The 20,448-nt window shown below is 64.9% G+C and carries 16 protein-coding genes; 11 read left to right on the forward strand and 5 right to left on the reverse strand.

Annotated features, from left to right (window positions below; all coding sequences use genetic code 11):
* Positions 1-185 precede the first annotated feature (185 nt).
* From G4G31_RS13595 to G4G31_RS13605, 3 genes are read left to right on the forward strand one after another with little or no spacing between them, the layout of a single operon-like run.
* Complete coding sequence (locus tag G4G31_RS13595; RefSeq protein WP_182988151.1) at positions 186-2,477, forward strand: DUF6531 domain-containing protein; 2,292 nt, start codon at positions 186-188, stop codon at positions 2,475-2,477.
* A complete protein-coding gene (locus G4G31_RS13600; RefSeq protein WP_182988152.1) occupies positions 2,474-5,452 on the forward strand; it encodes an RHS repeat-associated core domain-containing protein in 2,979 nt (992 codons plus the stop codon). Before G4G31_RS13595 ends, G4G31_RS13600 begins: the two co-directional genes overlap by 4 nt.
* Positions 5,449-6,105, forward strand: a complete 657-nt coding sequence (locus tag G4G31_RS13605; RefSeq protein WP_183108300.1) for a hypothetical protein — start codon at positions 5,449-5,451, stop codon at positions 6,103-6,105. Before G4G31_RS13600 ends, G4G31_RS13605 begins: the two co-directional genes overlap by 4 nt.
* A 95-nt stretch (positions 6,106-6,200) precedes the next feature.
* Here the strand turns inward: G4G31_RS13605 and G4G31_RS13610 are convergent, their stop codons facing one another.
* The gene (locus tag G4G31_RS13610) at positions 6,201-6,689 is read right to left on the reverse strand and encodes a hypothetical protein (RefSeq protein ID WP_182988154.1); all 489 of its coding nucleotides are present in this window, start codon (positions 6,687-6,689) and stop codon (positions 6,201-6,203) included.
* Positions 6,690-6,993: 304 nt separating this feature from the next.
* Here G4G31_RS13610 and G4G31_RS13615 point away from each other — a divergent pair, with 304 nt between their 5' ends.
* The gene (locus tag G4G31_RS13615) at positions 6,994-7,956 is read left to right on the forward strand and encodes an MBL fold metallo-hydrolase (RefSeq protein ID WP_229424955.1); all 963 of its coding nucleotides are present in this window, start codon (positions 6,994-6,996) and stop codon (positions 7,954-7,956) included.
* Positions 7,957-7,971: 15 nt separating this feature from the next.
* Here G4G31_RS13615 and G4G31_RS13620 read toward each other — a convergent pair whose 3' ends face one another.
* Entirely contained in the window at positions 7,972-9,252 is a 1,281-nt protein-coding gene (locus tag G4G31_RS13620; RefSeq protein ID WP_182988155.1) for a family 1 glycosylhydrolase, read from the reverse strand.
* A 125-nt stretch (positions 9,253-9,377) separates the two neighbouring features.
* On the opposite strand from G4G31_RS13620, the gene G4G31_RS13625 reads away from it, so the two are divergent.
* Positions 9,378-10,220 (forward strand): hypothetical protein, encoded by an 843-nt coding sequence (locus G4G31_RS13625; RefSeq protein WP_182988156.1) that lies wholly within the window; start codon positions 9,378-9,380, stop codon positions 10,218-10,220.
* A gap of 307 nt (positions 10,221-10,527) precedes the next feature.
* On the opposite strand, the gene G4G31_RS13630 is transcribed toward G4G31_RS13625, so the two are convergent.
* Entirely contained in the window at positions 10,528-10,872 is a 345-nt protein-coding gene (locus G4G31_RS13630; protein WP_182988157.1) for a hypothetical protein, read from the reverse strand.
* A gap of 370 nt (positions 10,873-11,242) precedes the next feature.
* Here G4G31_RS13630 and G4G31_RS13635 point away from each other — a divergent pair, with 370 nt between their 5' ends.
* The 3 genes from G4G31_RS13635 to G4G31_RS13645 all read left to right on the forward strand — a co-directional run bounded on the left by G4G31_RS13635 (position 11,243) and on the right by G4G31_RS13645 (position 12,915).
* A complete protein-coding gene (locus G4G31_RS13635) occupies positions 11,243-11,455 on the forward strand; it encodes a TonB family protein (protein ID WP_183108302.1) in 213 nt (70 codons plus the stop codon).
* Between the two features lie 169 nt (positions 11,456-11,624).
* Positions 11,625-12,755 carry a polysaccharide biosynthesis/export family protein gene (locus G4G31_RS13640; RefSeq protein ID WP_182988158.1) on the forward strand — a complete coding sequence of 377 codons (1,131 nt, stop codon included), beginning with the start codon at positions 11,625-11,627 and terminating at the stop codon, positions 12,753-12,755.
* 13 nt (positions 12,756-12,768) lie between these two features.
* The gene (locus tag G4G31_RS13645) at positions 12,769-12,915 is read left to right on the forward strand and encodes a hypothetical protein (protein ID WP_182988159.1); all 147 of its coding nucleotides are present in this window, start codon (positions 12,769-12,771) and stop codon (positions 12,913-12,915) included.
* Between the two features lie 137 nt (positions 12,916-13,052).
* Here the strand turns inward: G4G31_RS13645 and G4G31_RS13650 are convergent, their stop codons facing one another.
* On the reverse strand, positions 13,053-14,834 hold the full coding sequence (locus tag G4G31_RS13650) for a nucleoside-diphosphate sugar epimerase/dehydratase (RefSeq protein ID WP_229424956.1): 1,782 nt from the start codon (positions 14,832-14,834) through the stop codon (positions 13,053-13,055).
* A 669-nt stretch (positions 14,835-15,503) separates the two neighbouring features.
* Positions 15,504-16,448 (reverse strand): N-acetylmuramoyl-L-alanine amidase-like domain-containing protein, encoded by a 945-nt coding sequence (locus G4G31_RS13655; RefSeq protein ID WP_182988161.1) that lies wholly within the window; start codon positions 16,446-16,448, stop codon positions 15,504-15,506.
* A gap of 233 nt (positions 16,449-16,681) precedes the next feature.
* Between G4G31_RS13655 and G4G31_RS13660 the strand changes: the two genes are divergently transcribed.
* The 3 genes from G4G31_RS13660 to G4G31_RS13670 all read left to right on the forward strand — a co-directional run bounded on the left by G4G31_RS13660 (position 16,682) and on the right by G4G31_RS13670 (position 20,404).
* A complete protein-coding gene (locus tag G4G31_RS13660) occupies positions 16,682-19,708 on the forward strand; it encodes a TonB-dependent receptor (RefSeq protein ID WP_182988162.1) in 3,027 nt (1,008 codons plus the stop codon).
* Between the two features lie 314 nt (positions 19,709-20,022).
* Entirely contained in the window at positions 20,023-20,187 is a 165-nt protein-coding gene (locus G4G31_RS13665) for a hypothetical protein (RefSeq protein ID WP_182988163.1), read from the forward strand.
* A 40-nt stretch (positions 20,188-20,227) separates the two neighbouring features.
* Positions 20,228-20,404: a hypothetical protein gene (locus tag G4G31_RS13670; protein ID WP_182988164.1), complete on the forward strand. Its 177-nt coding sequence runs from the start codon at positions 20,228-20,230 to the stop codon at positions 20,402-20,404.
* The last annotated feature ends 44 nt before the right edge of the window (positions 20,405-20,448 follow it).

The following is a 20,448-nucleotide window of genomic DNA, read 5'->3' on the forward strand; positions in this document are numbered from 1 at the left end:
CGCGTCATCAAAAACATACTAAATGTTCAAGATGTCGATGTAATATGTGATTGTTAAATGGTCGAGTATTAACGGTTACCAGATGTCCGGAAACCGCGCGCGGCCAGACGCATGAACATGGGGAGGGCGTCCGGTTTCCGGCACGCCGAAGAGTGTAACGCTTCACTTTTCTACTACAACACACAATGTCCAAAACTGCCTTGTACAAGGTCTTGCTGCATGCCGCGCTGTCCGCGGTCCTGCTCAATGGCGCCACCGTCGGCGTGCGTGCCCAGACGACGCTCCCCGGCTTTCCGTTTCCGCCACCCGCCTGCCCTCCGAATACCAGCTGCGTCCCTGGCACGCCGCCATTCACGCCGCCAGGCACGAATCCGCCGGGCACCTGTGGGCCCGGTAATAGCGGCAGCACCTGCGGCCAGGGCGGGCCGGCCACGATCGGCAGCAACAGCAGCGTCAATGTCGGCGCCGGCAATCCGATCAACCTCATCAACGGCAACAAGTATCAGCGCGAAGTCGACATGGCGCCGCTGCCGGGCGTGCTGGGGCTGGAGATCGTCCGCCACTACAACAGCAGCCTGTCCGGCCCCGGTGCATCGACCAACCTGGTCGGGCGTGGCTGGAAGCTGTCGTACGAGACCGATTTGTACGTGGTCGGCCGCACGCTGCAGATCGTCCAGGCCGACGGTAGCCGCATCATCTTCAGCCGCGATCCGGCCAACCCGTCGCTGTGCGCCAGCGACAATCCCGACGAAGGCACGGTCAGCGTGCGCCAGGGCCGCGGCGGCGAGGAATATCTGTGGCGCATGGCGGACGGCCGCGAGCTCAGTTTCAACAACAAGGGCAAGCTGGTGCAGATCCTGGCGCCGACGGGGGAATTTGTCAGCCTGCAGCATGACAGCAAGGGCTGGCTGGTCAGCGTGACCGATCCCCAGGGCCGGGTACTGCGCCTGAACTACCTCGACAAGGCCAGCGCCAGCGCCGGCAACGCCTTCCGCGGCGTGCAGAGCATCGACAGTCCGCTGGGCCGCTATACCTATGCCTACGGCAGCAAGCCTGCGCAAGGCGCTGCCGTCGCCCCGAACGTGCTGCTGGCGAACCTGGTGCGCGTGAATTACCCGCAAACGGGCATGGGCCGCAGCTATCACTACGAAGATGCACGCTGGCCGACCCTGCTGACGGGGATCAGCGTCATGGACGCGGGCAAGCTGGCGCGCCTGTCCGCCTATGGCTACGGGGCCGACGGCAAGGCCGTGCTGACCAAGCAGGCCGGCGACACCAACAAGGTGACGCTGGAATTCGGCGCCGGCCGCACGCTGCTGACCAATAGCCTGGGCCAGAAAACCGAGTACCGCCATGCGATCGTTGGCGGCCAGTACCAGCTGCTGGAAGTGCGGGGGCCCGGCTGCGCCACCTGCGGCGAGACCAATGTGCGCTACCAGTACGACCCGTCCGGGCGCCTCACCGAGACGGTCAAGCTGAGCGACGCCGGCCAGCCCCTGCGCGGCCTGCGCACGGAGTTCGACGCGCTGGGGCGTCCTGCGAAAATCAGCCAGCTGGTGTATGTGGGCGGCAAGCCGCAAGCCGGCAAGCTAAGCATGCGCTATGTGTACCGCGAAGCCGGCTTGCCGGCCCAGGTGGCGCGTCCGAGCGTCGTGCCGGGCAGGGAGGCGCTGACCTCGATTACCTACAACAGCGCCGGCCAGCCGCTCGAAGTGAGCGAAAGCGGCTGGGCGCCGGGCGCGGGCGCCGAGCCTGTGGCGATGACGCGCAGCACCCGCTATGGCTACCGCCGCATCAACGGCCGCAGCGTACTGGCCAGCGTCGACGGCCCGCTGCCGAACGGCCCGACCGCGAGCCCGCGCGATTCCGATATCACCCTGCTCGAGTGGGACCCGAAGGGCAACGCCATCGTCGCCGTGACGGGCGCCGGCAATGTGCGCAGCACGCTGGAATACGACGCTCTGTGGCGCATCGCCAGGGTCACCAACGCGGGCGGCGCGTCCAGCAGCTTCAGCTACGACGCGCGCAACCGCCGCAGCGCGGTCGCTAGCAGCGGCATTGTCTACCAGACGCGCTTCGACGCCATGGATCGGGTGGCCGAGACCGGCATTACCCGCAAGGGCGCCTATACCGCATTGACGAAGCAGGGCGCCGACCTGACGGGACGCGACAGCTGGAGCGTGACGCACGAAGGCGTGCTGTCGCGCCGGCTGGCCGATAGCGAAGGACGTGTGCTGGAAGCGAGCACCCAGGCGGGCTCGATGCGCCAGGTCCGCCTGTTTGGCTACGACGAGGCCAACCACCTGGTGAGCGTGACGGATGGTTCCGGCATCACGCGCCAGATCGTCTGGAATGCGCTGGGCCAGGTGGCGGCGCGGGTCGACGCGCTGGGGCGCGAACAGCGCTACCGCTACGATGCCGACGGCCAGATGGTCGAAGTGACCGATGCGGCCAATACCCGTTCGCCGGCAGCATGACGGTCGGCCGGGATGCGCTTGGCCTGACCGACGAGATCCGTGCGCCCAACGGTGCGCGCACGCGCTACGTCAACGACGACTTCGGCCGCACCCTGGTCGTGTCCAGCCCGGACAGCGGCACCGTCACGCGCAGCTACGACCTGGCCGGCCGCGTGATCGGCAGCACCGACAGCCACGGCAACCGCGCCACCTATGCGTACGATGCGGCCGGGCGCATTGCGCGCCAGACGATCCTCAAAGCCGGCAACGGCAAGCCGGTGACCACCACCTGGCGCTGGCAGGGCAGCGACCTGCTGGCGATCGACCATCCGGCGCAGAGCGAGCGCTATACCTACGACGCCAATCACCGCTTGCTGGCCAAGACCGTTACCCTGCATCGCGCCGGGGCGGAGCCGATCGTCAGCCGTACCAGCTACGAATACGATGCCGACGGCCAGCCGCGCAGCATCACGCTTGCCGATGGCAGCGTCATCGAATACAAGCGCAATGCCCAGAATGCGCTGGTGGCGCTGGAACGCCACCGGGTGCGCACGTCCTGGCTGCGCTGGTTGCTGCCTTCGCAGACGCTGGTGTCGAAGATCGAGCGCGACCAGGTCGATATCAGCGCTTTCGAATATGGTAACGGCGTGCAGGCGCGCTACCAGCGCAGCCCGGAGGGGACGCTGGCACGCATCGTCTACCGCCGCGCGCAGGACCCGGCGCCGGGCACGGTCGTGACCTCGGCCGGCATCGAGCGCCTGCTCGGGATCGCACCTGCCCATGCGGCCATGGCCCCTGCCACGGCGGCTCAGCCGGTAAACGTGCTTGGACTGCCGCGCGAGCCGAACAGCCTGTTCGACTCGCGTTACCTGTGGGACGTGCAGGGCAACCTGCTGGGCGTGCGCGGCAACGACGAGACGCGCGACTATGCTTACGATGCCCGGGACCGCCTGATCGTCGAGGCGCGCACCCGCACCACCTCCGGCCTGCGCCAGGTGTCGCAGGAGGGGCCGGCAATCGACGCCCGTTACTTCTACGATGCCAGCGGCAACCGCCTGCTCGCCCAGCAGCCGGCCGCCGGCGTGGACGCGGCCACCGTGCGCACGGCTTACCAGCCAGGCGCCAATCGCCGTTCGAGTGAGGCTGGAGGCGCTCAGCCGATCCGGTACGATGCCAGCGGCCTGCCGCTCTCGATCGGCAAGCGCGCCTTCGAATGGGATGCGCTGGGCAAGCTGACGGCCGTGCGCGAGGACGGCAAGGATGTCGCCGCCTACAGCTACAACCACCGCGGCGAGCGCATCGCCAAGACGGCGGCGGGCGACACGCGCCACTTCCTCTACACCGGCCGCAAGGTCGCAGCCGAACTCGATGCACACGGCCGCGTGACGCGCGAATACCTGTACCTGGCCGACAAGCCGGTCGCCATCATCGATCATGCCGACGGTGTGCAGCCGGAGAGCGGGGAACGTTCGGGCACCGGGCAGGCATGGCACGACATCGGCCTGGTCTTCAAGTCCTGGCTCGGCAACGCGCGCGAAGCGGTCGCCTACCTGCACACCAACCACCTGGGCGCACCCGAGGTGGCGACCGACGCCGCGGCGAAGCCGGTCTGGGTGGCGCAGTACAGCGGTTTCGGCGTGATCGCAGTGAGCCACAACCAGGACGCGTTCGTGCAGCCGCTACGCCTGCCTGGCCAGTACGAGGACGGCGAGACCGGGCTGTACTACAACGACCACCGCTACTACGACCCCCGCGAGGGCCGCTACCTGAGCCCGGACCCGCTGGGACTGCGGGCCGATATCAACAGCTATGCCTACGTCAGCAACAATCCGCTCAGGTACATCGACCCGGAAGGGCTGGTGCTGTTCGCGTTCGACGGGACCGGCAATACCCGGGATGATGCCTGGCTGGCGGCGAACGGCGGCTCGCGCTCGAACGTGTCGCAGTTCTTCGATCGCTACCAGGATGGACCGAAATACTATATTTCCGGTGTCGGCACGGTCGATACCAGCGATGCCGCGCGACCGATACGCCCCGGCGATTTTGTCCCCTGGTACAACGTCTTGCCGAATGAGACAGCCGACATGGCGTTCAATTATTCGGGCAACGCCAGGATCGTTCGGATGGAAGAGTATTTCAATAACGCTGCCGATACGGCGGCCGACGACGACGTCATGGAGATCGATATCGTCGGCTTCAGCCGCGGCGCTGCGCAGGCCCGCGACTTCTCGAACCGGATCGCAGCCCGTACCACGGACGGCTGGTACAAGTACACCGTCAAGGGAGCAAATGGCGAAGACATCGTGAAATGCCAGAAAGTCAATTTCCGCTTCCTGGGCCTGTGGGACACCGTGCTCAGTACGAACAGCGGACCCGCGTACAACCTGGCCATTCCCGCGCAGTTCGCGCACGTTTCGCATGCGGTTGCCCTCAATGAATTCCGCGGACAGTCGGTCCGCGATCTGCCCGGTGGCAGGTTTGGCGCCTTCCCGCTCGAATCGATCGGTGGCGCGCCAACGCCCGACGGGAAAGTCAGGATCGAACGCGGCTTCCTCGGTGCCCATGCCGATATCGGTGGCGGCTTCGGCGCGGGCGAAAACCAGCTGGCGCAGGTTGCGATGGAGTGGATGGTCAAACAGGCAGCCACTGCCGGGGTGAAGGTAGACGACGCGCCACGTACCGTGATCGCCACGACGGTGTTGCACGACAAGAGCAACAACCAGAACACGCCCGACGGCGTTCCCACGCAAGAGGACCGGGAGGTGCGCTACCGGGACGGCACCAGGACGACCCAGCGCCAGATGGACGGTGTCGGCATGAAGTTCAGTGACACCGGCCAGTTCATCAGCTACCGTCCGGGAACGGTAAATGGTAGCGGTAACACGGTGCGGGGACCGGTTCCGGGCTTTGGCACAGGCACCGTGGATATGAAGGGCTATCTCAAGTGGCTCAAGGAAAACGGTTACGATCTCAATTTAACGGTGCAAGGTCCATGAAACGTCCGGTCTCCATCCGTAAAGTAAGCCCTATGCGTCGCAGCATGTTATGGATCGCCGCGCTGTTGCCTGCGGTGGCAGCCTGCGCCCGCGGCGCCAGTCGCCGTGACGACGCACCCCGTGCCATCCGGATCGGTGTATTGCGCCTGGACGCCAGGACCGATAAATGCGGCGTAGAGATCTATGACGACAAGGGATACCGGATCGATGGCGGTTCCCTGGTCAACCTGAAAAACGTGGGCAATTCGAGCTTCCCCGGTGGGGAACGCGGTCTGCCAGCCTTTATTCGCGCGACCTGGACAGCCTGCCGGTCGACCCCAAGCGGGGCGCTTACCGGCTATGGCAGTCCCGTGATCGCCGACTACACGGCGAAGGTCGCTGAACGTATTCCTGCCGAGGTGTTGGAGTTCCTGCGCACCAAGGGTGGCAGCCTGAGACTGAAGATCCGCCTCGTCGATGATGGCGTTCTAGTCGGATGGGATGTGGAGAAAATCGTTTCGGCGGCAAGCTGGAAGCCTGGCGATGGGCCTTCGGGCGTGCATTACTACATGGCCGGCGGCGACTTCCGCGAAGACCAGGTTGTCAACGGCAAGGTCGTCGAACGGGGCTGGGAGCATCCGCCCAGTAGCGTCAGCAACCTGAAGCGACCCTAGCGTCGTCCCAGGCAGGCGCAGTTGCACGGCGCGGGGCAGCGCCGCGATCTGTTTTGCTTCACTATCCCGGTATGTGTTACCGGATCGCCGTCCCTTCAGTGCGCAGGCCCCGCAGCCTGCTCCTTCGTGGCTGTACGGGCGAAGGCGCGTGCCAGCACCGCATGGCGATGTTCGAAGAACTTCTTGACGAACCAGCCGACCACCGGACCGCCAAAGCGTGGCGAGAAGGTCAGGTTGTCGGTGACGCAGGTGCCGCCGGCAACAGAGGTAATGATGCGCTCGTGACGCCAGGAGCGCATCGACAGGAGCGGTGACTGCTCGACGAAACGGTGGCCCGGAACGATTTCCGAGAAGGTCAGTTTCGACATGTCGACCGGGAAGATACCCAGCAGCAGGAACTGGCACCGGCAGAGCGGCTTGTCGAGCGTCGTGTCTTCGCCGATATGGGTCATCCCTTTCGGGAAGGTGATCTTCAGCACAGGCCACATTTCCTGCTTGATGCCGCGGATCGAGGTGGACCAGGTCCAGACGTCCGCAGGCGATGCGGGAACGGTGGTTGTCAGGGTGTGTCTTATGGTTGTCATCTGGTGTCCTCGCTGCGCTTGTTGTGAAGGCATCCGACAAAACCGCCGTTGCCTGGTGCGACGCGTCGGCGTCTGCACCGGCTCCCGTGCCGGTTTGTGGAGGCAAGGACATTTTGGTCCGGATTGTTACACCGCTCCGTTCGCTATTTCGCAGTTCTGCGGAAAACCAACATCGCCCGGGCAAGCACTTGCGACGCTAGGCAGGTGTTGGCATTTTGCAAACGGACGCCGCCAGACTGGCCTTCGTGATAACGTTTAGACATCGTGAGCCCATCGGTAAAGGCTCGACCATGACGGAGTCGGTATGCGTGTTCATCGTTGGTTCGGCGGCGCGGTCGTGTGCATCGCGCTGGGAATGTCGTTCACCGCGCGCAGCAATGCGCAGGAGGGGGCGCGTCCGGCAGCGGCACCCGGGGACACATTCACGCTGAAGCTGCCCGGCCCGGCCGATACGGCGGCGGCCGATACGGGCACCGTCCAGTTCATCGGCACGGCCACCGTGCTGATCCGCTACCAGGGCCTGACCATCCTGACCGACCCGAATTTCCTGCACAAGGGCGAACACGTCCACCTCGGGTATGGCCTGACTTCGCAGCGGCAAACCAATCCGGCCATCGACTTCGACAAGCTGCCACCGATCGACCTCGTCATCCTCTCGCACATGCATGACGACCATTTCGACAAGCTGGTGCAGGAAAAGCTCGACCGCAGGATTCCCATCGTGACCACCCGCGAGGCCAGCGAAAAACTCAAGCGCCTCGGCTTCCAGCAGCGTTTCGCGCTCAGCGAGTGGGACCGCCTTGACGTTACCAAGGGCAGCGCCCACTTGCGCATCAGCTCGGTTCCGGGGCGCCACGGCGCGGCCGGGGTCTCGGTGCTGCTGCCGAAGGTCATGGGCAGCGTGCTCGACTTCGGCGCGAATCCGGACACCCCGGACTACCGCATGTATATCAGCGGCGATACGCTTGTCTACGACGATATCCGCAGCATTCCCCAGCGCTTCCCCGGCATCGACCTGGCGCTGCTGCACCTGGGCGGTACCCGCATCCTGGGCGTGTTCAAGGTCACCATGGACGGCAAGGACGGCGTGCAGATGATGCAGATCGTCAAACCGAAAAAGACGATTCCGATCCACTACAACGACTACGATGTGTTCAAGTCGCCGCTGGCCGATTTCGCGCGCGAGGTCAAGTCGGCCGGGCTGGAGGAGAGCGTCGTTTTCCTGGCGCATGGCGACACCTATACCTTCACGCTGCGCAAGCACTGACGCGCCCTTGCGGGTTCAGCCCAGCGGTGCTTCGTCGCTCGGCGAGGCCGGATCGAGCGAGGTCAAATCGGCCGCGTAGGCGTGCGGCATCACGACCGGTACCTGCAGGCAGATGCTCTTGGTTGGCAGTACCGCTTCCCAGTCCTTGACGAGCTCGCGGTAGGCCACGCCGACCGGCCGAATCTTGCGGTCCAGGTCGAATAATCCGAGGGCATTCACGTTGCCGCGGTCTTCGCGCAGCGCACTGTCCCAATCGACCTGGTCGGTCAAGGAATACCAGGTAAAGCCGACCAGCGGCACCCCGTTGTTGCGCACGCGCAGCACGTTGGCCCATTCCTTCTTCAGCCAATACACGGCTTCGTCGCCGGCCGGGCCCTGGCACAGGTTGGTTTCGGTATGCATTACCGGCAGCCGGTAGCGGTTGTAGTACTGGTGGGTGATGACGGCATAACCGAAGATTTCGCCTGCGGCGCGCGTCAGGCCATCGGCGGAGACGTAATGCTCGTTGGTCTGGTAATAATCGTTCCCCATGATGCAGTGGTGCTTCAGGTTATGCTGGAGGAAGAAATGGTATTCCTCGCGCGTCATCCCGTTGTCGAGCAGGTATTCATACATTTCCGAATCGACCCGGCGGCCGTAGTTCAGGTCCAGCGCCAGGAAGCGGCGGGCGTTGTTGATTTCGGCGGGGCCGATGGCCTCGGGCGCCTCGGCATGGAAATATTCGGTCGATTCGCTCTGGATGAAGAGGGCGTCGGGGCGCACTTTCAGGATGGCGTGCATCGCCAGGATATTCGCCTTGACCAGGTGCTTGATGGCTTTCACGAAGGCGGCATCGCTGCGCGCTTGTTCGTTCCACCAGCCGTACAGTGTGGAAAACATGGCGCAGATCCACATCTCGTTGATCGGCGTGTACATCTGCACCCAGGGAAAACGCCGCGCGAAAACCCCGGCGTAGGCCGCGAACAGTTCGGGGAAATCCGGATTCTGGAAGTTACCGATCCAGTCGGGTACCCCGAAATGGCAGAGGTCGACGATGGGCGCGATGTTACGGCGCTGCAGGTCGGCAAAGGCGAGGTCGGCGAATTCCCAATCGAAGCGGTTCGGTCCCAGGAAAGTGCGGTGCAGTGGCGGGCCGTAGCGCAGTACCCGCAAGCCGAGTTCTTCGACCAGTTCGAAATCGCGCTGCCAGTAGCGGTAATGCGCGCATTTTTCGAGTTCGTCCATCCGGACGCGCCCGCCGTGAATCGTCGGATTGCTGTTCTCGATGCCGGTCGCAAAAATAAACCCTGGATACATGGACGTCTCCTTCGTCACAGTCGACCCAAGCAGTATCGTCCACGGCAGTGCCGAATGCTAGCGTGCGTGCGCGCCGCCACGGTAAAGGTTATGCTGGCAGCTCAACCATTCCCCGCCCCCCCCGCATGCCATCCACCACCCGACCGCAAGTGCCCGACCTTGCCCACCGCCGCATGGCGATCGGTCTGCTGGTGTCGCTGCTCGTGCATGCGGTGATCCTGTCCGTCCACTTCGGCATCCCGGGCATGCGCGCGGGCGGGGCGAGCCCGATCAGCGTCACACTGGCGCCGCTGCCGCCGCTGCCACCATTGGCGCCTCCCGTTGCCACGCTGCCGCCACTGCCGGACCCGCCGTCGCTTGCGCTCGACACTGCGCCTCGCGGGGCGACCCCGCCATCCGAGCTGGGCCAGGCGGCGCCATTACCTGCTTCCGCGCCGCCAGCGCATTCCGGGTTGCGCCTGTTCGACCCGCTGCCCAAGGCCCCGCCGCCCGCACCCGTGGCAGCCAGGACCAGGCCTGTGTCCAGGCGCAGGCGTGCCCCGCGCGCCCCGGCTGCGTCCGCGCCCGAAAGCACGGTCGCGGTCATTGCCCAGCAGGATAATCCGGAAGCGTCGTTCAAGGTACCACTGGAAGGACCTGTGCCGGCCGCACCGGAGCCGGAGGTGGCGCAAGCGGAACCGGAAGCGGCCGACGATGTCGTCGATGATGCGGACGAGCGAGCGCTGGCCCCGGAGCGGGAGCGCCTGGCCGAGGAGGAAGCGAGGCTGGCCGCTGAGCGCATTGCTCAGGAGGATGCAGCACGGGGGAGGCACTGGAGCGCACGCGACTGGCTGAACAGCAACGGCAAGAGGCCGAGCGCTCGCGCGAGCAGGCTGCGCAGCACGCCCCGGCGCAACAGCAACGCGAACAGGAGCAGGCCAGGCTGGCCGAGCAGGAGAGGTCGGCCGCAGCCGAGCGTGAGCGCGTAGCTGCATTGCAGCGCGCCGACGCTGCCCGCGAACAGGCGCGCCAGCGCGATCTGGCCATCGCGGAGAGTGCATTGGCCGAGGAGCGCCGCCGCGAGCAGGAGCGCGAACGGCTGGCAGCGCGCGGCAGCGCGAGGAGGCGCAGGAGCGGGCGCTCGCGCAGCAACGCGAGGGAGGCGACACGGCGTGCACGGGAGGTGGCAGCCCGGGAGGAACAGCGCCGGCTGGCCGAAGACAGCGCGCGGCGGCAGGCCGAGGAGCAGATGCGGCGCCTGGCCGAGGAGAACGTACGGCGCCTGGCGGGGAGCAGTCACGGCGCCAGGCCGAGGCCGACAGCCGCCGCGTCGCGGAGGACAGTGCGCGCCGGCTGGCCGAGGAAAGCGTGCGGCGCCAGACGGAGGAGGCACGGCGCCTGGCACAGGAGGCCGCACGCAGGCAGGCAGAGGAAGACATACGCCGCGTTGCCGAAACGCGCCAGCGCGAAACACAGGCAGCCCAGCGCCTGGCCGAGGAAGCGGAGCGGCAGCGCAGGCGTGACGAGGAATCGGCGCGGCAGCAGGCGCAGGCCGTCGCGCGCCAGCAGGCGGAAGATGCGCTTGCCGGGCGGCGCCGCGCGGAGGAGTTGGCGCGCCAGCAAGCCGAGGGCGCCAAGCACGCACGCCAGGCGCAACTGGCGGCCGCGCCCGCATCCCCTGCGGGGGAGGGCGACGGACTGGCCGGCAACGGTCCCGGCCGCGGAGCTGGCGCGGGAGGAAACGGGACCTTGCCTCGCGGAATGCTGGGGAGCGACCTGGCCAGCCGCGCACGCGAACTGATGCGCGGCATCGACCTGCCGGGCGAGCCCCGGCGGCGCTGCGTCCTGCCCAGCAGTTGCCGGACGGGCGCAGGCGGGTCGTCGACAGCGCCGAGCGCGACGTGCCCGTCCGTCTGTACGTGGACAGCTTCCGCCAGAAAATCGAACGCAATGCCGCGCAAATCCAGATGCGCGTGGCCGGCGGCCCGACCGCGCCGATCCGCTCGTCAGCGTGGCGTTGCGCAGCGACGGCAGCGTCGACGACATCACCATCGTGCGCTCCAGCGGACGCGCCGACCTCGACGAGGCGGTGCGCCGGATCGTGCGCCTGAACGCCCGTTATGCCGCCTTCCCCGCGAATGTGGCGGCGCAATTCGACGTCATCGAGATCCGCCGTGTGTGGCTGTTTTCCGAGACCCTCAAGCTGCTCGAGGAAGTACGCTGAGCGCCTGAATTTTACGCATGGAAACGCATGCCGGCCGCGCCAGCCGTGCCCATCCGCCTGCCTGTCTTGCCTGAGCCTGCCGTTTGATGTGCATCTAAGCCGCCTGTGGTGGAGGCCGTACGCTGAGTTGGTCAGCAGTGGAACGGCTATTCATTTGATAGGCAAGCTCATGAATTTACCAACAGAAATTTTGTGGCGGCGTTGCGCGCTCCTGGTGAGCGCGCTGGTGCTGGTCGGGTGCGCATCGGGCCTGCAATTCCGGTCCGATGACGGCAAGACCGCGGCAGACCCACCCCCGCCGACCGAAATGATCACCGAGCAGCTGATCGCGGCCGAGAAGACGGCGGCGCTCCAGCAGGGCGAACAGGATCTGTCGCGCCTGATCGTGCGTAATCCGCCACCCTATACGATCGGGCGCGGGGACATCCTGTCCATTGTCGTCTGGGACCATCCCGAACTCGCGGGAGGGGGCATGACGGCTGCCACGGCTGCGCTCGACGCGGCTGGCGCCAACACGGACCGGCGCAGCGAACGCGCCGCAGCCAGGCTTCGTCGTCGACCACCGGGGCGCATCCAGTTTCCGTTCGCGGGCCTGCTGCCGGTCGAAGGCTTGACCGAGGAACAGGCGCGCGCGCTGCTCACGCAGAAGCTGGCGCGCTACATCGCCAATCCGAACGTCACATTGCGAGTCCAGGCATACCGCAGCAAGCGCGTCTACATCGATGGCGAAGTGAAGTCTCCCGGCCTGCAGGCGATCAACGACATCCCGATGACGCTGGTCGAGGCGATCAACCGCGCCGGCGGCATGCTGCCGACCGCCGACCAGAGCCGCATCGCGCTCGAACGCGGCGATGCGCGCTACCGCATCAACCTGCGCGATCTCGTCCAAAAGGGAATCAACCCGGCCAACCTCATGCTGGCCCCGGGCGACGTCGTGCGCGTGCATTCGCGCGACGAGAGCAAGGTCTTCGTGTCGGGAGAGGTGGTCACGCCACGGGCGCTGACGATGCACAACGGCCGCCTGACCCTCAATGAAGCACTCGGCGAGACAGGCGGCATCAGCCCGCTGAGCGGCGACGCGCGCCAGATCTACGTCGTGCGCAAGACGCCTGAGCGCACCCGCGTGTTCCAGCTCGACGCCCGCCTGGCAGGATCGATCGCCATGGCCGAGTCTTTCGAGCTGCGTCCCAAGGACGTGGTCTACGTGGCCGCTTCACCGCTGGCGAACTGGAACCGTCACCTGAGCTTGCTGTTCCCGGGGGCGCTGACTTCTGCGGTCGGCGTCACCACGCGTCCGTGAGCCGGAGACGACCATGACCAAGCCCTCAGACCACCATCCGCTCACCCCCCATGTGATGCACAGCCCGCCGATTCTGAGTGTTCCTTTCGATCCCCGGCCGCCCCGGAGCACCTCCGACGAACCGACCGTCGACCTCAAGGGGCATTTCAACACGCTCTAGCCGAGTCCGATGATGCCGATGACCGCGGTGCGGTCGCGCAGTTTCGCGGTGAGCTGCTCTAGGAGTGCCGATTGGTGTTCGTCGCGCATGGATATCCTCGCCAACATTGGGGGGTAGGGTGGGGAAGGCGTGCCGCCTCAGGTACGGAAGGGCACGAATTTATGGATGAGGCTGAGCCGGGCTGGCTCGGGCTGGGGCTCGGGTACCGGCGTGGGGACGGCGACGGGCAGTTGTGGCGTGTATTCGCTGACGATGGCCTTGACCATCGATTCGATCATGCCGCGCTCGTGGGTTTCACAGGCCATCATCAGGCAGGTGATGCAGGTTTCGAGCACGCTCGGACGCAAGGCGTTTTCCTTCATGCGCATGATGCGTGGGTGTTCGCTCGGGAACACGGTGCCGTCGGTCAGCAATTCCTCGTGCAGCTTTTCACCCGGAAACAGGCCGACGAACTTGACCTCGATGTCGCCATCCGGGTTTTGCGGCGTTTTTTCGGTCAGGCCGGACATGGCCAGCAGCGTGCGGGCCAGTTCGACGATGCGCACCGGTTCGCCCATGTCGAGCACGAAGACGTCGCCGCCCTTGGCCATCGCACCCGCCTGGATGACGAGCTGGGCCGCTTCGGGGATGAGCATGAAGTAGCGCGACACTTCTGGGTGGGTAATGGTCAGCGGGCCACCGCGGGCGATCTGGCGCTGGAAGAGCGGGATCACCGAGCCGGACGAGCCGAGCACGTTGCCGAAGCGGACCATGCAGAAGGTGGTGCGGGTGCCCGACCGGGCCGCGGCAGCCTGGAAGATCAGCTCGGCGATGCGCTTGCTGGCGCCCATGATGTTGGTCGGGCGCACGGCCTTGTCGCTGGAAATGAGCACACAGGTTTCGACGTTGTGGGTGGCGCAGGCCGAGGCAACCACCTGGGCGCCGAGCACGTTGTTGCGCAGGCCTTCGACGATATTGGTCTCTACCAGGGGGACGTGCTTGTAGGCGGCGGCATGGTAGACCGTATCGACGTGGCTTTCGCCGAGGATGCGCTCGACGAGGTCGGCATTGCAGACGGAACCGAGGTGGGCATCGATGCGCAGGTCGGGAAAGCGGGTGATGAGTTCCTGGCGGATGGTGTAGAGGGCGTATTCCGAGTGGTCGAGCAGGTGCAGGCGGATTGGCGCCAGCGTGACGATCTGGCGACAGAGTTCGCTGCCGATGGAACCGCCGGCACCGGTGACGAGCACGGTCTTGCCACGCACGCAGCGGGCAAACAGGTCCAGGCGCGGCGGCACCGGAGGGCGTCCGAGCAGGTCTTCGAATTTCAGCTCGCGGATCGAGTCGCGCGGCCGGACGCGGTCGTCGGCGAGGTCGACCAGGCGGCTGAGGATTTTCGTGGTGACGCCGGCTCCGGCCAGGCGCTGCATGATGTCGCGCAGCCGCTCGACCGGCATGGCGGGCACGGCGATCACGACTGTGCGGATGTCGTGGGCGGCGACGAGCTGGGCCAGGCGGTCGGTATGGAAGACGCGCAGGCCCGCAATCGTGCGGTCGATCAGTGCGCGCTTGTCGTCGAAAAAGCAGATCGGACGGTATTCGTCGCTATTGCGCATCGTTTGCGCCAGGCGCGCCCCAGCCTCGCCGGCACCATAGATGGCCACCGCATCGGAAGCCGGACGGCGTGCACTATGGCTGCGCAGGAAATTACGCATGCCGATTCGGGAGGTAACCACATACGAAAAGACGATGAACCAGTAAATGGCCAGGGCACTGCGCGGAAACATGGCGTCGTTAATCGCGAACAGCACGACATAGGCGCACAAGACCGCAATGCCGAGCGCCAGACCGGTGGTACTGAGCAGGCGGCCGTCGATGAAACGGATCACCGCGCGATACAGGTCGGACATCGACAATGCGGCAATGGTAACGAGTGCCACGAGAATATATGAGGCCGGCCCGTAATTGGACGCGAGTTTCAAATCGCCACCTCGCAATAACATGGCGATCAGAAAACAGAGGGGTAATGCAACCAGGTCGATGGCGACCATTAGCGCGATTTTGGTGGTCCGATGCAGCGATACCATTCCGGCGCAAAACTGGCTTAATACACGGTTGGAAAGTGTGAGCATGATGCGCGTTACTCGGTCAGGTGGGTTGCAATAAGAACGGTAAAGGCGATGCGCGGACGGATTCTAAATAAAAGTGCTGCTGGAAATATGAGTGAGCGTTAAATTAAAAGCTGGAGTAAGGGCGGCAATGAGAGTAACTGTTGCTGAGTAAGTTTATTATCGGGCGTCATCGGATTGATGAGTTTGAGGCTGCTCAACCGAGAAATGTGAATTAAAACGAAAAGGTCTGTTTATTTAATTCTGGAAATGACTCCAGGAAATTAATAGGCCGTTTCCGCGAGATTAATTCCAATTGGAATTAATTTGCGGCAGGATGAAAAGAAGGGAGAAGGTGGCGCTGTGCGCCTACCGGGCAGCCCGAGCGGGGGCACGGCCATTTCATGCGGGATGGAGGCGCAGGCGCGAACGGCCGCCATGCGCGGCCCGTGCAGGGTAGTAGCAGGGACGGCGGCAGGATCCGGACGCCATCCCTGTCGATCAGGTCCCCGGGCGTGGCTGTGGCGCCATTGGCGGCACCACGATATTGTCGTTCAGACGCAGGAATTTGAATCCGGCCAGGCGCTGGCCGTTCTTGCCTTCACGCGCATCGCGCGCTTCGCGTTCGAGCGCACGCCCGATGAAGGAGTCGAAGCTTTCCTCGCGCACCCTGGGCGCCTGCGAATGCAGCAAGCGCCGCTCGCCGCCCGGCCCCAGCACCACCAGACCGACGTGCGAGGCCCAGTGCTCGCCGTCGCGCGTCGAGATCACGTTGACGAAATCGCCCTCCTGCAGCTGGCCGGCGATGGCGGACACCGCTTCCTTCGGTACATAGGTTTGCCGGCTGGTTTCAACCGGGATGTCGCGACGGGTGTTGTGGCGTGTCTGCAAGAAACGCGCGCGGTCGACCCGCATCTCGTAGGAAGGGCCGCCGGCGCCGGCCAGTTCGGCACTGATGTCGGTAACCAGCCAGCGGTTCGCGACGTTCCAGTCCATCTCCGTGTAGTGGTTGCGCGTGGCCACGCCGATCACGCCCTCGCGGTAGCGGATCCGCTGCAGCATCCAGAAGAACTCTTCCCACGAGCGCGACAGGGCCATCGCATAGGTGTGTTCCGCAAAGACAACGCAGTCGCTGCGTTCGAGGCTAAACAACGGCAAATTGTCGTGCACCTCGAAAGGGAACTCGCCCAGCAGGTTCAACAGGTAGGGCTGGCCGAGGTTCTTGCGCCCGATCGCGGCGATACGCTTGCGCAGGTCTGGTTCGGCTTCATGTACCCAGGCGACGTAGCGGCCCGCCTCGGCCGGGCTCATCTGGTAGATCGGTTTTTGCAGCAGGTTCTCGAGGGAGACCGCTGGCATGCCTGCCGAGGCTGGGACGGGCGGGCCGGGAGGGGTGGCGCAGCCGGCAAGGATGGTACCGGCCAGCAGCAGGGGAATGAAGCGCATGGTGGGTCTCCACGATATTTTCCTGCAACGCTAACCTGCCGTCCGCTCTGGTGACAATGAATATTTGTCGCCCGGTCATAACCTTGTTGTCGCGAGTTTCGAACATTCCTTCAAGTTATAGGCGGGGCCGCACAGGGTATTTTTCAGCTGTTAACTTATAGCCAATACTACGAATATGGCGGCGCCTGCCTGCCGACAGCATCACACCCTACCTATATTCAGCAGACAGAACCATGTTCAAACAAAAGCCGCTGGCAGCTGCCGTGTCGATGGCCCTGTGGAACCTGACAGCCGTTCCGGCCATGGCGCAGACGACGGGCCCTGACACCGGGATGCAGACCGTCGAGGTAACCGGGATTCGCGCGTCGATGGCGAAGTCGCTGGGCGTCAAGAAGAACGCGGCCGCCAACGTCGAAGTCATCACCGCGGAAGACGTCGGCAAGATGCCCGACAAGAACCTGGCCGACTCGCTGCAACGCCTGGCCGGCGTTGCCGTGCGCACCGACTATGACGAAGCCGAGAAGGTCTCGATGCGCGGCACCAATCCGGACATGTCGCTCATCATGTTCAACGGCCACTCGGTGTCGGTGGGCGACTGGTACGTGGCCGACCAGGCCTCGAGCTCGCGCTCGACCAGCCTGTCGCTGGTGCCCTCGCACATCCTCAACCAGGCGGTGGTCTACAAGACCAGCCAGGCCAATATCGTCGATGGCGGCCTGGCCGGCACCATCAACGTCACTACTCGCAAGCCGCTGCAGGCCAAGGAGCGTTTCACCGGCGTCATCAGCGGCGGCCTGAGCTATACCGAATTGCCCGACAAGACCGCGCCGGACTTCAATGCCACGCTCAACTGGAAGAACGAGGCCAACACCTTCGGCGTGATGGTGCAGGCCTTCGCCGAGAAGCGCTATGTGCGCCGCGATTCGGTGTCGCGCTTCGCCTACGGCACCAGTAGCGGCTGGGATGTCGTCAACACCTCGACCATGCTGGGCGTGACCGACGCCTCGCTCGCCGGCAGCGGCTACACGGCAGCCGACCTGAACGGCGTACGCCTGCCTGGTTCGATGAGCTCGGAATTTGTCGAATCCGTGCGCGACCGCAAGGGCGGGCTGATCTCGATGCAGTTCAAGCCGAACCAGGACTTCGACGTCACCCTGACCGGTTTCCATTCGGCCATGGACGCGAACAACCACGGCCGCCTGACCTCGAGCGCCATCTACTCGATGTTGCTCGGCAAAAACCAGCCGCTGGGCGCCACCGCCGCTACCTCGGCCAACACAAACTCGAACGGCCAGCGCGTCTATGCGCAAATCCGCAACCCGGTGATCGTGACCGAGCGCACGATGTACGGGCATGAATTGAAAGTGTTGAAGGCGGCCGACATCGTTTTCCCCGACGGCACCACGCCGCAATACGTCGGCAACTCGGAAGGTTTCTTCCGCGACGGCGCCCAGGGCACGGGCTCCTTCCTCGACCTCGACGCCAAGTATCGCGTCAACCAGGACCTGATCCTCAAGGCCCTGCTGTCGACTACCCGCGGCGTCGGCAAGACCGACCGCGACCAGGGCCTGACCCTGGCACGCTACGGCACCGGCATCTCGTACGCGCTGGGCGGCCTGCACGATGCGCCGTTCGTCGCGTATCAGAACGCCGGCAGCAACCAGCCCGGCCTGAACGCGGACGGCAGCGGCTACACCATCGTCGACCGCGCGGCATCGGGCGTGAAGACGGTCGACCGGGAATCGAGCGCGCAGCTTGACGCCGAGTACAAGCTCAATACGCGCTGGGTGCAGTCGCTCGAATCGGGTGTGCGCTTTGCCGACCACAAGCGCACCAGCGGGCGCTGGGGGCCCGCTTTCCGCCAGCCGATCACGATCAACGCCGCCACCGGCCGCGTGACCACGCCGACGCCGACGCCGATGACGGGCTGGGTGCCGTATCCGGGCGACTTCGGCGCAGGCCTCGACGGCAACGGTTGGGACAACACCGGCTTCAGCTACACGCCGGAAGCCACCCGCGCCTATATTTCCGAGAACATCAAGGAAACCTCCAGTGCCTGGGAGCGCCGCGTGAGTTCCGAGATCGACATGCGCGAGCGCCAGGCCTCGGCCTACCTGATGGCCAACCTGGAGTTCGACCGCTGGTCGGGCAACGTCGGCGTGCGCTATGTGCGCACGACGGTCGACGCGAATATTCCGGTGCCGATTCCGGCCGACCCGGCCACTGGCAAGCGTCCGTGCGACCGCTACCCGCCGGGCACCACGCCGGTGCCATGCGCGGCCTATCCGGGCGCGATCAACGACGCTGGCGACGCCTCGGCCCTGTTCGACGCCAGCTCGGGTCTTCCCTTCGATCCGAAGGGGGGCACCATGTACTACAAGACGGCAAGCCACCGCGTCTTCAATAACGTGCTGCCGAGCCTGAACCTGCGCTACGAGATCACACAGGACATGATCGCCCGCTTCGGCGCCAGCCGCACGATCGGACGCCAGAACTACAATGCCTACGGCACCGGCTTCGGCACGCCCGCCTGCGACGCCAGCGGCTGCAAGGTCACCGGTCCCAACCCGGACCTGAAACCCCTGACGTCGGACAATGTCGACCTGTCCTGGCAGTGGTTCTTCGCACCGCGTTCAGCCGTATCGGTAAGCCTCTTCCACTCGAAGATCGATGGTTACGTGAAAACCGGCACCGTCGGCACCTCGACGATCGACCTGACCGACCCGCGTGACAACACGGTCAAGCCCTTCTTCATCAATACCTCGTCGCAACAGGGCGCGGAGATCAGCGGCCTGGAACTGTCGTACGAGCAGCCGTTCGGCGCCAGCCCCTGGGGATTCACCTCGAACGTCAGCCGCGCGAAGACGAAGGTCGACGATGGCCGGCCGATGGTGGGGGCCAGCGAGTGGGCCGGCAACCTGGGCCTCTACTTCGAAAACGACAGGCTTTCGGCGCGCCTGGTTACCAACTACCGTGGCGAGTACGTGAATAGCAGCACGGCGCCTTCGCCGACGGCCAACAGCCAGGGCATGTCGGTGATCAACGGCGTGGCGATGCCGACCGCGCCGACGATGGCGGCACCGGTGACGACGCTGGCCTTCAACGCCAGCTACAACCTCACGCCGAACCTGATCCTGACGTTTGACGCAACCAACCTGACCAACGTGAAGCGCGCCTACTATCGCTACAGCGAAGAGGAGCAGCAGAAGCTGGACGTCAGCGGCCGGCAGTTCTACGTGAACCTGAAATACAAGTTCTGACCGGGGAGCGTAGTGTGACGAGGGGGGAGCCGCGGCTCCCCTTTTTCATGATCATACGGGGCGTGCCGACCGGTGTATGTCCAGTCCTACGCGAAGACGCGCCGCTTTGGCAGCTCATCCGTGCCTCCAGTGTGCGGCAGCTAACAGTGGCGATCGAGCCCAGTCGATATGATGGAGCCGTGTGAGTGAGGCGCCAGCGAATTCGTTCTGCAGGTGGCCAAATATCTCAACAGGTTAGCCGGTCGCCTCGAGGATCGGCACCAATTTTCGGCCGCCGCCGCAGGGCGACGGCTTAATCGACAAGCGGAGGCCGCATGTCTGTCACGACCAAGAATCCACCGAAACACCTGGTGCGCGAATACCTCGAGCGCCGGTCGCGCGATCCGAAACCGCCGCCGACCCCCGAGGAGATCCGCCGCCAGCTTGGGTGGGAGATGGTCTCGCCGTCGCAGATGAAGCTGGCCAGCGGCCGCTCCTGACGCGGGCCTTCCGCGCACACTTTCAACAGAGGAGAAGCACATGACCAAGCGCATTGGCAACAAGCACGAAGCCCAACACCGCGGCCGCGAGGAACGTCTCGACATCCGCCGCATGAACATCGCACGCGAAGCGGTCAAGATCGCCGAAGCCCGTGCCAAGTATCGCAATCAGGTGAAGGGTCAGCCACCGATGAGCCTGTCGGCCTCGGCTGCCTGACCCCGGCACAACGCATCACCATACAGGCAGCAAGCCGCGCTGCC

It is taken from the genome of Massilia sp. Se16.2.3, assembly GCF_014171595.1.
In the GTDB taxonomy this organism is placed as follows: Bacteria; Pseudomonadota; Gammaproteobacteria; order Burkholderiales; family Burkholderiaceae_D; genus Telluria.